This window comes from Streptomyces sp. NPDC049627, assembly GCF_044465645.1.
Taxonomy (GTDB): Bacteria; Actinomycetota; Actinomycetes; order Streptomycetales; family Streptomycetaceae; genus Streptomyces.
The window spans coordinates 14,558-26,511 of sequence record NZ_JBITLW010000005.1; the positions used below are offsets into that span (position 1 = coordinate 14,558).

The following is an 11,954-nucleotide window of genomic DNA, read 5'->3' on the forward strand; positions in this document are numbered from 1 at the left end:
GACGACGGTCACTCCACCCTCGGACGGACCAGCCCCGACTCGTACGCGATCACCACGAGCTGGGCGCGGTCGCGGGCGCCGAGCTTGGACATGGCGCTCGGACCGGGCCGGGTCGCGGTCGCGGTCCGCACTGCCGCCGCGGGCGAGGAAACGGGCGATCAGCCCCTTGGTGGCCACCGGCGAGAGCAAGGCCTCACCGCCAGCCACGACGCGGACGGCGCTACCGGGCCCAGTACACGGGACGACGGTCACTCCACCCTCGGACGGACCAGCCCCGACTCGTACGCGATCACCACGAGCTGGGCGCGGTCGCGGGCGCCGAGCTTGGACATGGCCCGGTTGACGTGCGTCTTCACGGTCAGCGGGCTGACCTCCAACCGCTCGGCGATCTCGTCGTTGGAATGCCCGCCCGCGACCTGCACCAGAACCTCGCGCTCCCGGACAGTGAGGGCGTCGAGCCGCTCGGTGCGGGCCGGATCGCGGTCGTCGTCCGCGCTGCCGCCCTGGGCGAGGAAACGGGCGATCAGGCCCTTGGTGGCGGCCGGTGAGAGCAGGGCCTCACCGCCGGCCGCGACGCGGATGGCACTGAGGAGTTCGTCGGGTTCGGAGCCCTTGCCGAGGAAGCCGGAGGCCCCGGCGCGCAGCGACTGCACGACGTAGTCGTCGACCTCGAACGTGGTCAGGATGACCACCCGGACATGGGCGAGAGCCGGGTCGGCGCTGATCATGCGGGTGGCGGCGAGGCCGTCGGTGCCGGGCATGCGGATGTCCATCAGCACGACGTCCGCCCGCGCCTCCTTGGCCAGCCGCACCGCCTGCGCCCCGTCGGAGGCCTCGGCGACGACCTCCATGTCGGGCTCGGAGTCGACGAGCACCCGGAAGGCGCTGCGGAGGAGGGCCTGGTCGTCGGCGAGCAGGACGCGGATGGTCATGCGGGGTCCTCTGCGGGGGACGAGGTGACGGGCTTTGCCCTACGACAACTTCCGCGGGGTACGGGTGAGTTCCGCGGTGTCGTCATACGGCGGTCGTACATGGGGGCGTCGGGCGGTCATACGCCGTCTTCCGCTGCTCCTGCGGCTTGCGCGGGCTCCGCGGCGCGGGTGCGGCTCTTGACCGGCAGGATCGCATGGACGCGGAACCCGCCTCCGTAGCGGGGGCCGGTGGTGAGGGTGCCGCGCAGGGCGGTGACGCGCTCGCGCATGCCGAGCAGGCCGTGGCCGCCGCCCTCGGCGGGGTCGTCCTCGCCGGCACCGTCGTCGAGGACGGTGATCTCGATGTTCGGGCCCACGCGGACGACGCTGACCTCGGCCTTGGCGTCCTGGCCCGCGTGCTTCTGCACGTTGGTGAGGGCCTCCTGGATGACCCGGTAGGCGGCCAGGTCGACGGCGGCGGGCAGCGTGCTGCCCTGGTCGGCACGGGCGACCTCCACCTGGAGGCCGGCGCTGCGGAAGGTGCCCGCGAGTTCGTCGAGGCGGTCGAGGCCGGGGGCGGGTTCGGTGGGGGCCTCGGGGTCGCCGGACTGCCTCAGCAGGCCTACGGTGGCGCGGAGTTCGTTGAGCGCGGAGCGGCTGGCCTCGCGTACGTGGGCCAGGGCCTCCTTGGCCTGGTCGGGGCGCTTGTCCATGACGTGCGCGGCGACGCCGGCCTGGACGTTGACGAGGGCGATGTGGTGGGCGACGACGTCGTGCAGGTCCCGGGCGATCCGCAGGCGCTCCTCGGCGACACGGCGGCGGGCCTCCTCCTCGCGGGTGCGCTCGGCCCGCTCGGCGCGCTCGCGGATGGCGTCGACGACGGCGCGGCGGCTGCGGACGGCGTCGCCGGCGGTGGCGCCGATGCCGGTCCAGGCGAAGATGGCGAGGTTCTCCTGGGCGTACCAGGGCAGGGGGCCGGCGAGCATCGCGGAGCCGGTCAGGACGGTCATGGTGAGCAGGCCGACGCGCCAGGTGGTGGGGCGGTCGGTGGTCGAGGCGACGGTGTAGAGGGCGATGACCGCGGACATCGCGACGGGGGCGCGGGGGTCGCCGGTGACGGACTCGACGACGGAGGCGGCGCCGGTGAGGGCGAGGACCGTCATGGGGGCGCGGCGGCGGAAGACCAGGGCCGCGGCACCGAGGGTGATGAGCAGGAGGCTGAGCAGGTCCGGGGTGCGCAGCGTCCAGGTCACCCCGCTCTTGCCGTGCGGGTCCACGAACGAGCCGGCGACCATGCAGGCCAGTACGCCGACGGCCAGAGCCGCGTCCAGCGCCATGGGGTGCGCCTTGAGATGCCGCCGGGCGCGGTCGAGGGTGCTCACGTCTGATTACGGTACGGCGTCGCTGCGGGGCTTGGAACGGGGGACGAGCAGGGGCTCCCCTTGCACATGACATCCTGGTACGGGGAGCCCCCGGCTCAGCCCGGGATCAAGCCGTCGTCGCTCAGCAGTTCCCGGACCTCCTCCAGCGTCGCGTCCGGGGACGGCAGGATCAGCTCGGACGGTTCCAGGGAGTCGTCCGGCAGGGGCTCGCCCAGTTCGCGGACCTTGGCGAGGAGGGCGGCCAGGGTGCGGCGGAAGCCGGGGCCGTCGCCGTTCTCCATTTCCCGCAGGAGCTCGTCGTCGAGCTTGTTCAGCTCGGGCAGATGGCTGTCGGACAGCTGCACCTGCCCCTCACCCATGATCCGGACGATCATGTCGCCCATCGTGCCCTCCTCGGCATGGGCCCCGCCCGTCGGCTACTGCTTGTCGAAGCGCGGGGTGTCCTGCGGCTGCTGCTGGGACTGCTGCGACTGAGCGCCCGTGCCGCCCTCGATGGCCTGCTGGCCGGCCGACGGGCCTCCCGCCAGCTCAGCCTTCATGCGCTGCAGCTCCAGCTCTACATCCGTACCACCGGAGAGCCGGTCCAGCTCGGCCTGGATGTCGTCCTTGTGCATGCCGGACTGGTCGTCCAGGGCGCCCGAGGCGAGCAGTTCGTCGATGGCTCCCGCCCTCGCCTGGAGCTGGGCCGTCTTGTCCTCGGCCCGCTGGATGGCCAGGCCGACGTCGCCCATCTCCTCCGAGATGCCGGAGAACGCCTCGCCGATCCGGGTCTGCGCCTGGGCCGCGGTGTACGTGGCCTTGATCGTCTCCTTCTTGGTGCGGAAGGCGTCGACCTTCGCCTGCAGGCGCTGGGCCGCGAGGGTGAGCTTCTCCTCCTCGCCCTGCAGGGTCGCGTGCTGGGTCTCCAGGTCCGTCACCTGCTGCTGGAGGGCGGCGCGGCGCGAGAGCGCCTCGCGGGCCAGGTCCTCGCGGCCCAGCGCGAGCGCCTTGCGGCCCTGGTCCTCCAGCTTCGTGGACTGCGACTGCAGCTGGTTGAGCTGGAGCTCCAGGCGCTTGCGCGAGGTGGCCACGTCGGCGACGCCGCGGCGGACCTTCTGGAGCAGCTCCAGCTGCTTCTGGTACGAGTAATCGAGGGTCTCGCGCGGGTCCTCGGCCCGGTCAAGGGCCTTGTTCGCCTTCGCGCGGAAGATCATCCCCATACGCTTCATGACACCGCTCATGGGCTTCGCGCGCCCCCTTCTGACGGACTCCAGCTCCAGCTCCTGCGACAGAACCCACAGTACGGGCCCTGCATCCATTGACGCACTGTTCGGGGACGGATGCGCTCATCCCCAAGGACGACTGCGTGCGGCCCCGCTCCGGCGCAAGGAGTAGGTGACACCCGGGTGCCCCACGCCGAACGAACCGTCTGCAACGTCCCCTCTGTCCCCCTACGACGACTGGCGTTGCCGGATCGTTCCCACCGGGGCTGGGGTCCAACCCCCGGCACCCCGTACCCTTGGGTTTTGTGTTCCGTAGCCGTGCCAAGGATGAGAAGGCCCAGGACGCCGACAAGGCGCCGGTGACCGACTCCAATCAGACCCGTCACCCCGAGGCTCCGAAGGGCCGCCCCACGCCCAAGCGCAGTGAGGCCCAGTCGCAGCGTCGCAGCGTGGCCAACACGTCGATGACGCGCAAGGACGCCGCCAAGCGCCAGCGCGAGGAGCGCCGGGCCGCGCTGGAGAAGCAGCGCCAGGCGCTGGCCGGGGGCGACGAGCGGTATCTGCCGGCCCGTGACAAGGGTCCGGTCCGCAAGTTCGCGCGTGACTTCATCGACTCGCGCTTCAGCATCGCGGAGTTCTTCCTGCCGATGGCCGTGATCATCCTCGTGCTGAGCATGGTCCGGGTGGCGTCGCTGCAGAACATCGCGCTGCTGCTGTGGCTGGTCGTGATCGTGCTGATCGTGCTGGACTCGTTCGTCACCGGCTTCCGTCTGAAGAAGCGGCTGGCCGAGCGCTTCCCCGACGACAACAGGCGCGGCGCCGTCGCCTACGCGCTGATGCGTTCCCTGCAGATGCGTCGGCTCCGGCTGCCGAAGCCGCAGGTCAAGCGCGGAGAGCGGCCCTGAGCACAACGGCGTTCTCCGGGGGTGCGGCCGACGCCTGGCTGAGCAAGCTGGGCGGGCTGCGTGATGTCGTACGGCAGGAGCTGGTGGCCCGGCAGCTCGACGAGCAGATAGCCGGGCGGTTCCCGGTCGGGCAGCGGCTGCGGGTGCTCGACGTGGGCATGGGCCAGGGCACGCAGGCGCTGCGCCTGGCCCGCGCCGGGCACCAGGTGACCGGTGTCGAGCAGGACCCGAAGATGGTCGCGGCCGCCCGCGAGGAGCTCGCCGGCGAGCCCGAGGGGATCCGGGAGCGGGTCCGTATCGTCCAGGGGGACGGACGGGACACGGGCGTCCACTTCCTGCCGGGCAGCTTCGACGTCGTGCTGTGCCACGGCGTGCTGATGTACATCGAGGAGCCCGATCCGCTGCTGGCCGGGCTGGCACGGATGCTAGCCCCGGGCGGACTGCTGTCCCTGCTCGTGCGCAACGGCGACGCGCTGGCCATGCGGCCGGGCCTGGCCGGGGACTGGGCCGGGGCGCTGGCCGCCTTCGACACCACCGCGTACCGCAATCGGCTGGGACTCGACGTACGGGCCGACCGGCTCGCCGAGCTGACGGCGACCCTCGCGGGCATCGGAGCGCCGCTGCACGCCTGGTACGGGGTGCGGGTGTTCACCGACACGGCGGCCGACGGCGCTCCGATCCCGGCGGACGTGGAGACATTGCTGGCGGTCGAGGAGCGGGCCGGGAAGACGGACCCCTATCGGAGCGTCGCGGCGCTGCTGCATCTGTGCGGAGTGCGCGGCTAGTCGCGTCCTCATAGTCCCGCCGTCCGCCCGGAGAACGGGCCCCGCGACGTCTGGCGCGCGCTCTCGACATGCCGAGCGGAAGCCCTCGTACTGGACCTACGCGGGCTTTCGCTCGGTGCGGCGCGTGGGGATACCCCTTGGTGAGGGAGCGTGCCAGGCGTCGCGGGGCACGCGGGACTTCGCGGACACGGCCTCAGGCCCCTCCGGCACGTCGCCGTCGTCCGCCCGAAGACGGCCCGGCCGACCGCGATGGGGTCCACCCGCACGGGCCGGACGACCCTCGGGTCGCGCGTGCCGGAGGAGCCACGTGGGCGGTTCGGCAACGCCGCGGGCATGGGTGCCGGGCCTCGCGGAGCGGGCATCTCGTGCGTGCGGCCGGCGTACCGGGCGGAGGTACCCCTCTGAGGGAGCGTGCCAGGCGTCGCAGGGTGGGCCGGACTTTGGGGACACGGCCTGGGGCCTGTCCCACACACGTCGGCGGCGGGTATGGGTGGCACGCGTCGCAGGGCAGGCGTTGATTTGTCGGACGGGCCCTGGGGCGCGGCCAGAAGCGGTCACGCGCGCAGCGCCGGGGCTCGTTCGGGTGAGCAGCGCAGGACGGGTTCGCGGTTCGCGGTGAGACTCGGGGCATGGATGCTCGCCGTTTGCGTGCCCTTCGGCCGGTCGTCGGGGCCGTCGCCCTGCTGTGCTGTCTCGGGCTCCTCTCCGCGTGCTCCGGCTTCCCGTCCTCGCACGCGCGCGAGAGGGAGGACGCGACCACGCAGGCCGCGCAGGCCGCCGCCCGGAGGGCGGTCGACGATCTGCAGGAGGGCTATCTGAAGGTGATCGGAGACGTCCTGCCGTCGGTCGTGCAGATCCAGGCACGGACCGATCTGGGATCGGGCGTGGTCTACGACGGCCAGGGGCACATCGTCACCAACGCGCATGTCGTCGGGAACGAGGACAGCTTCCGGGTGACCACCGCCAACAGCGAGGACACCCTCACCGCACGGCTCGTCTTCTCGTACCCGCAGCAGGATCTCGCGGTCATCAAGCTGGACAAGGCGCCCAAGGGGCTGAAGGCGGCGGCGTTCGGGGACTCGGCGAAGGTCGACGTCGGGCAGATCGTGCTGGCCATGGGCTCGCCGCTGGGGCTGTCGTCCAGCGTGACCCAGGGCATCGTCTCGGCGACCGGACGGACCGTCACCGAGGGCCGCGGGGACGGCGGTACGGGCGCGACGATCGCCAACATGGTGCAGACGTCGGCCGCCATCAACCCCGGCAACAGCGGCGGCGCCCTGGTGAACCTCGACGGCCGGGTCATCGGCATCCCGACCCTCGCGGCGACCGACCCCGGCACGGGTCAGGGCGCGGCACCCGGCATCGGGTTCGCGATCCCGGCGTCGACGGTGCGGACGATCGCCGACCAGATCGTGAAGGACGGCCGGGTCACCGACTCGGGCCGGGCGGCGCTCGGCATCACGGGCCGTACGGTCGTGAACGACGACTACGAGGTCGCGGGCGTCGCCGTCGTCGACGTGATGGCGGGCGGGGCGGCCGACAAGGCCGGAATCGAGCCCGGGGACGTCATCACCCGGCTCGGTGACACGGACATCACCACCATCACCTCACTCGCCGAGGAGCTGGCCTCCGACCGGCCGGGCGAGCGGACGACCGTGACGTACACGCGCAACGGCGAGGAGAAGACCGTGGATGTGACGCTGGGTGAGCAGTGAAAGGGCGGTGGGGTGAGGCCTCTCCCCCACCCCACCCTCCTCCTACGCCTCCTCGGCGTGCAGGCTCATCGGCCCGTAGATCTCCGTGGTGTCCTCGAACAGCCGCACCTGGTCCGCACCGCCCTCCGCCAGCGCCTTCCAGTGCTCCCCGATCCAGGACTCGGCGTCCCCCTGGGTGGTGAACTCCTCGGGCTGCACCGCGGGCTGGACCTCCGCCCCGTCGGCCTTCTCGAACCGCCACGTCCATGCCGCCATGTACGCCTCCAAGGTGTCGGCACGTGCACAGGAGAAGCCGGATCTTGGTCCGGCTCCTGCTCTGAGCCTAGTCGGATGGGCGGCACCTGCGCAGACACGCGAAAATCGGTGCGTGGAACTCACTCTCCTCGGCACCGGTGCCCCCGCGGGACTCCCCCGCCCCGACTGTCCCTGTGCGGCCTGTGCGAGCGCGCTCGCCGATGATGCGCGGGCGGCCACGGCGTTGCTCGTGGACGGGGCGCTGCTGCTGGATCTGACGCCCGGGGCGGCGTTCGCGGCGGCGCGGGCCGGGCGGTCGCTGGGCGGCGTACGGCAGGTGCTGCTGTCGCATCCGCACGGCGGGCCGGCCGTCGAGGTGCCGGCGGGGGTACCGCAGCCCGGTCGGGTGCCGGACGGGCAGGAGTTGACGCTGCTGACGGGGCATCGGGTGCGGGCGGTGGCGATGGACTCGCCGGGCACGGGGTACGCGGTGACCGGGCCGGACGGGCAGCGGCTGCTGTATCTGCCGCCGGGGGGTGCGCCGGCCGGCCTTGAGGAGGGGTCCGTCGGGATGTACGACATGGTGGTCGCCGATGTCGTGGGACGGCCGGACGCCCTGGCCAAGCTGCGGGCGGTGGGCGCGGTCGGCCCGACGACGGATGTCGTCGCCGTCCACCTGGACCATGACGTGCCGCCGGGCACCGAGTTGCAGCGGCGGCTGGCCGCGGCGGGGGCGCGGGCGGTGCCGGACGGGACGACGCTGGTGGTGGGCGCGTACGAGGACGTGCCGGACGTGCCCCGGCGGACCCTGGTGCTGGGCGGGGCGCGGTCCGGGAAGTCGGTGGAGGCGGAGCGACGCCTTGAGGCCTTCCCCGATGTGCTGTACGTCGCGACCGGCGGCACCCGGGGCGGGGACACGGAGTGGGCGTCGCGGGTCGCCGCGCACCGGGAGCGGCGGCCGGGGTCGTGGCGTACGACCGAGACGTGCGACCTGGTGCCCCTGCTGGCCGAGGACGGGGCGCCGTTGCTCATCGACTGTCTGTCGCTGTGGCTGACGGACGCGATGGACGCCGTGGGGGCGTGGGACGACGCGGTGTGGGCGGACGGCGGGGAGCGGGCGCTGCGGGATCGCGTGCGCGAGCTCACGGAGGCGGTGCGGACGACTCGGCGGACCGTCGTCGCCGTGTCCAATGAGGTGGGGTCGGGGATCGTGCCGGCCACGGCGTCGGGGCGGCGGTATCGGGATGAGCTGGGGCGGCTGAATGCCGCGTTCGCGGGTGAGTGCGAGCAGGTGGTTCTGGTGGTTGCGGGGCAGGCGCTTGTGCTTCGCGGATGAGGGTGCCGCGGTTTGTCGTCGGGCGGCTGCGGGTCCGTCGTGGCTGGTCGCGCAGTTCCCCGCGCCCCTTATAGGGCGTTGCGGTGACCGGAAATTCGGGCCTCAGGCTCCTCCGGATGGCTCCTTGCGGGCGACTACTCGGTATCCGTTCGACAAGGGGGTACGGCGGAGGAAGGGGGCCAGGACCAGGTCGACCGCGCACGCGGCGGCCACCAAGGGCGCGCCCAGCACCGCCAGTACCGGGCCCAGGAGGAGGTTCAGCACCAGGGCGATCGTGGCCGCCAGGTCGTACGGGATGTGTGAGGTACGGCGGTCCGTCGCGACGATCGTGCAGCCCAGGGACCGCAGTTCTTCCTTGAGGGTGCGCAGGGGCAGCAGGTGCAGGTGGCCGTGCGGGCTCTGCGGAACCCATGCCGTGCCGAACAGCAGGGCGAACGCGCTGCGCGGGTTGGGGAGTTCGACGATGAGGTGGCCGCCCGGGCGCAGGACCGAGAGGGCGGCGCGGAGCTCCGCCCGAGGGTCCTGGGTGTGTTCCAGGTGGCGGAGCATGCTGACGATGTCGTAGCGGGCGCGCAGACGGGCCGTGATCCGAGGGTCCGTCAGTTGCCCTACGTGGGCCTCTTCGATCCGCTCCTCCACGCGCGCGTGGAGGACCCGATGGGTCGGGTCCAGGCCGTCGAACGCCGTGTAGGGGAAGACCTCCTTCGCCGCTTCCGGGAAGCGGGCGTCGCCCGTGCCCACGTCCAGCCAGCTCTCCGGCTCGGGGAAGGGGAGCGCCGCGCGGGCCGCGGCTCTCAGGTGACGGGGCGACGGCTGTCGTACGAGTCTGAGGAACCGGGGGGCGTAGGTGTGGTCCCGGCATGCGGCGAGGGTGAACGCGCAGCCGGCGCGGCGTCGTTCGGAGGGTGCGGTCGCGGTCATGGCGGCTCCCGGGCGCGAAGGGCGTACGGCGGGGGCGTACGGCGGAACGGTGCTGCGAGCATGCCCCGACAATCCACAGCAAAACGGAACGTATGGGATGGCGATCTTGGGTGCAACGACGTCGCGCGGATGTGGCGGTGACGTGGCGGAGCCCCCGGTCACCCTGTGACGCCGTGCTGTTCGACCGGTGCCGGTACTGTTCGGCGAATGAGCTCGCTTAATCTCGACGACTTCACCGATCTGATCGAGCGCCCCGACGGCGGGGTGCGCCGGGACGCCGAAGCGCGCCGTGAGCGTCAGATCGTGCCGCCCGGGGCGCTGGGCCGCCTCGACGAACTGGGTGAGTGGCTGGCGGCGGCGCAGTCCGCGGTACCGGTGCGGCCGATCGAACAGCCGCGGGTCGTACTGTTCGCCGGGGACCACGGCATCGCCGAACTCGGCGTGTCGGCGCGGCCGGCGGGCGGCGCCGGGGAGTTGGTGCGGGAGATCCTCGAGGGCGGCCGGCCGGTGTCCGTGCTCGCGCGGCGGCTCGGGGTTGCGGTGCGGGTCGTCGACATGGCGTTGGACTGCGATCCGGCGTCGCTGCCGGAGGCCGTCGTACGGCATCGGGTGCGGCGTGGGAGCGGTCGTATCGACATCGAGGACGCGTTGACGCTCGAGGAGGCCGAGGCCGCCTTCCGGGCCGGGGTGGCGGTGGCCGACGAGGAGGCCGACTCCGGTACGGATCTGGTGGTGCTCGGCGATGTGAGCGTCGGCGGGACGACGGCGGCCGGGGTGCTGGTCGCTGCGCTGTGCGGGACGGATGCCTCCGTGGTCACCGGGCGGGGCGGGCTGGCCATCGACGATCTCGCGTGGATGCGCAAGTGCGCGGCGATCCGGGACGCCCTGCGCCGGGCCCGGCCCGTGCTCGGGGATCAGCTGCAGTTGCTCGCGACGGTGGGCGGGGCCGACCTCGCCGCGATCACCGGGTTCCTGCTGCAGAGCGCGGTGCGGAAGATGCCGGTCGTGCTGGACGGGGTGGTGGTCGCCGCCTGCGCCCTGGTCGGGCAGCGGATCGCGTTCCGGGCACCGGACTGGTGGCTGGCCGCGCACGACAGCGGGGAGCCGGGGCAGGCGAAGGCGCTGGACCGGATGGCCCTGGAGCCGCTCCTGGGCCAGGGCGTGAAGGTGGGCGAGGGGGCGGGGGGCCTGCTGGCCCTCCCGATGGTCCAGGCGGCGGCTGCACTGGCCGCGGAGCTGCCGGAGAAGCCGACAGAGGCCGAGAAGCCGGAGGAGTCGGAGGGGCCGAAGGGACCGACAGAGGCCGAGTAGAGGGACGAAACGGCCAGCTCACTGCAAGCACGGACATATGATCCGCATTCGTGAGAGTTGACACCCTCGGCCGCTGGGCCCGCGCGGAGTGGGGGGCGTTGTACGTCGCCGTTCGGGGGCCGTTGCGGGCCCGCCGGTGGTGGGCCGCCCCGATGACCGTCGGGGTCGTGTGCCTGACCGGCGTCATGCAGCTCGCGCAGAACCAGGCCTGGGGATATCGGCCCGTCCAGAACCTCGGCGCCGTCCGGGCCGGGGACCCCCTCTGGCTGGCGCTCCTGCGGACGCCGTTGTCCCTGTTCGTCCCCGCTCTCGACCTGCCGGTCTGGGGTGCGCTCGCACAGATGCTGGTCGTGTTCGGAATCGCGGAGATCTGTCTGGGCTGGTGGCGGACCCTCGTCATCGCCTACGTCGCGACCCTCGCCGGCACCCTGTACGCGCGCGTGGCCATCGCGCTCGGCCCGGACCACCCCCTCGGCCTGCCCGCCTCGGACGCCCGGGTCGTGGACACGGGGCCGTCCGCGGCGGTGGTGGGGCTGGCGGTGTTCCTCGGGTGGCGTTACGGCGCCTACGCCACGGCCGGTGCCGTGATCGCGGCGATGGTGGTCGAGGTGGCCCTGAAGGAGAACCTCGCGGGAAAGGAGCACCTGGCGGCGATCGCGGCGGTGCTGGTGCTGTGCGGGGCATCTGCGCTGCGCCGACGTCAGCGACGGCCGACGGCGACACCGGGCGCCGCGTCGGGTCTGCCACCCAGCCCTTCCTCCAGAGCACGGCACGGCCGCGCCCAGCGGCGGTCATGACAGCAGCCGCACCAGGGCGACCCCAACGCAGGCGCTCCTGGTGCTGAGCAGGAGTCACTGCCATACGCCGCAGCATCAACGGCGGCCGACCGTGACACCGGGCACCACGCCAGGTTCACCACCCAACCAATCCTCCAGAGCACGGCACGACCGCGCCCAACGGCGGTCATGACAGCAGCCGCACCAGGGCGAACCCAACGCAGGCGCTCCTGGTGCTGAGCAGGAGTCACTGCCATACGCCGCAGCATCAACGGCGGCCGACCGTGACACCGGCACCGCGCCAGGTTTGCCACCCAGCCAATCCTCCAGAGCACGGCGCGGCCGCGCCCAGCGGCGGTCGCGACAGTAGACGCGCAAGGCGGCCTTGGCGCAGGCGCTATTGATGCTGTGCGGGGGTGGCTGCCGTGCGTCGGCGTCAGCGGCGGTCGGCGGTCGTGACGGTGGGCGCGCACCGC

General features: G+C 72.6%; 13 protein-coding genes. 6 read left to right on the top strand and 7 right to left on the bottom strand.

What is annotated here, in order from left to right; all coding sequences use genetic code 11:
• Positions 1-8: 8 nt before the first annotated feature.
• The 5 genes from ACIBU0_RS14515 to ACIBU0_RS14535 form a co-directional block, all read right to left on the bottom strand.
• Positions 9-131, bottom strand: a complete 123-nt coding sequence (locus ACIBU0_RS14515; RefSeq protein WP_398816970.1) for a hypothetical protein — start codon at positions 129-131, stop codon at positions 9-11.
• Positions 132-248: 117 nt separating this feature from the next.
• A complete protein-coding gene (locus ACIBU0_RS14520) occupies positions 249-932 on the bottom strand; it encodes a response regulator (RefSeq protein ID WP_398816973.1) in 684 nt (227 codons plus the stop codon).
• A gap of 116 nt (positions 933-1,048) precedes the next feature.
• Positions 1,049-2,293 carry a sensor histidine kinase gene (locus ACIBU0_RS14525; RefSeq protein ID WP_398816976.1) on the bottom strand — a complete coding sequence of 415 codons (1,245 nt, stop codon included), beginning with the start codon at positions 2,291-2,293 and terminating at the stop codon, positions 1,049-1,051.
• Positions 2,294-2,388: 95 nt separating this feature from the next.
• Positions 2,389-2,667 carry a hypothetical protein gene (locus ACIBU0_RS14530; protein ID WP_398818250.1) on the bottom strand — a complete coding sequence of 93 codons (279 nt, stop codon included), beginning with the start codon at positions 2,665-2,667 and terminating at the stop codon, positions 2,389-2,391.
• Between the two features lie 42 nt (positions 2,668-2,709).
• Positions 2,710-3,501, bottom strand: coding sequence for a PspA/IM30 family protein (locus ACIBU0_RS14535; RefSeq protein WP_398816979.1), 792 nt, complete (start codon positions 3,499-3,501; stop codon positions 2,710-2,712).
• Between the two features lie 260 nt (positions 3,502-3,761).
• Here ACIBU0_RS14535 and ACIBU0_RS14540 point away from each other — a divergent pair, with 260 nt between their 5' ends.
• The 3 genes from ACIBU0_RS14540 (at position 3,762) to ACIBU0_RS14550 (ending at position 6,900) form a co-directional block, all read left to right on the top strand.
• Positions 3,762-4,400 (top strand): DUF3043 domain-containing protein, encoded by a 639-nt coding sequence (locus ACIBU0_RS14540; protein ID WP_398818253.1) that lies wholly within the window; start codon positions 3,762-3,764, stop codon positions 4,398-4,400.
• Positions 4,401-4,483: 83 nt separating this feature from the next.
• Positions 4,484-5,185: a class I SAM-dependent methyltransferase gene (locus ACIBU0_RS14545; protein ID WP_398816981.1), complete on the top strand. Its 702-nt coding sequence runs from the start codon at positions 4,484-4,486 to the stop codon at positions 5,183-5,185.
• 629 nt (positions 5,186-5,814) lie between these two features.
• Positions 5,815-6,900: a S1C family serine protease gene (locus ACIBU0_RS14550; RefSeq protein WP_398816984.1), complete on the top strand. Its 1,086-nt coding sequence runs from the start codon at positions 5,815-5,817 to the stop codon at positions 6,898-6,900.
• A 42-nt stretch (positions 6,901-6,942) separates the two neighbouring features.
• Here ACIBU0_RS14550 and ACIBU0_RS14555 read toward each other — a convergent pair whose 3' ends face one another.
• Positions 6,943-7,155 carry a hypothetical protein gene (locus ACIBU0_RS14555; RefSeq protein ID WP_398816987.1) on the bottom strand — a complete coding sequence of 71 codons (213 nt, stop codon included), beginning with the start codon at positions 7,153-7,155 and terminating at the stop codon, positions 6,943-6,945.
• Positions 7,156-7,267: 112 nt separating this feature from the next.
• Between ACIBU0_RS14555 and ACIBU0_RS14560 the strand changes: the two genes are divergently transcribed.
• On the top strand, positions 7,268-8,470 hold the full coding sequence (locus ACIBU0_RS14560; RefSeq protein ID WP_398816990.1) for a bifunctional adenosylcobinamide kinase/adenosylcobinamide-phosphate guanylyltransferase: 1,203 nt from the start codon (positions 7,268-7,270) through the stop codon (positions 8,468-8,470).
• Between the two features lie 102 nt (positions 8,471-8,572).
• Here ACIBU0_RS14560 and ACIBU0_RS14565 read toward each other — a convergent pair whose 3' ends face one another.
• Positions 8,573-9,391, bottom strand: coding sequence for a class I SAM-dependent methyltransferase (locus ACIBU0_RS14565; RefSeq protein WP_398816993.1), 819 nt, complete (start codon positions 9,389-9,391; stop codon positions 8,573-8,575).
• 207 nt (positions 9,392-9,598) lie between these two features.
• On the opposite strand from ACIBU0_RS14565, the gene cobT reads away from it, so the two are divergent.
• Together cobT and ACIBU0_RS14575 are read left to right on the top strand one after the other, a co-directional pair.
• Positions 9,599-10,702: a nicotinate-nucleotide--dimethylbenzimidazole phosphoribosyltransferase gene (cobT, locus tag ACIBU0_RS14570; RefSeq protein WP_398816996.1), complete on the top strand. Its 1,104-nt coding sequence runs from the start codon at positions 9,599-9,601 to the stop codon at positions 10,700-10,702.
• A gap of 50 nt (positions 10,703-10,752) precedes the next feature.
• Entirely contained in the window at positions 10,753-11,499 is a 747-nt protein-coding gene (locus tag ACIBU0_RS14575) for a hypothetical protein (protein WP_398816998.1), read from the top strand.
• The last annotated feature ends 455 nt before the right edge of the window (positions 11,500-11,954 follow it).

Bases quoted from the DNA above. Each gene is read 5' to 3' on its own strand.
- ACIBU0_RS14520 (WP_398816973.1), bottom strand. From the start codon at position 932: ATGACCATCCGCGTCCTGCTCGCCGACGACCAGGCCCTCCTCCGCAGC.
- ACIBU0_RS14530 (WP_398818250.1), bottom strand. From the start codon at position 2,667: ATGATCGTCCGGATCATGGGTGAGGGGCAGGTGCAGCTGTCCGACAGC.
- ACIBU0_RS14535 (WP_398816979.1), bottom strand. From the start codon at position 3,501: ATGAAGCGTATGGGGATGATCTTCCGCGCGAAGGCGAACAAGGCCCTT.
- ACIBU0_RS14550 (WP_398816984.1), top strand. From the start codon at position 5,815: ATGGATGCTCGCCGTTTGCGTGCCCTTCGGCCGGTCGTCGGGGCCGTC.
- ACIBU0_RS14555 (WP_398816987.1), bottom strand. From the start codon at position 7,155: ATGGCGGCATGGACGTGGCGGTTCGAGAAGGCCGACGGGGCGGAGGTC.
- ACIBU0_RS14565 (WP_398816993.1), bottom strand. From the start codon at position 9,391: ATGACCGCGACCGCACCCTCCGAACGACGCCGCGCCGGCTGCGCGTTC.
- cobT (WP_398816996.1), top strand. From the start codon at position 9,599: ATGAGCTCGCTTAATCTCGACGACTTCACCGATCTGATCGAGCGCCCC.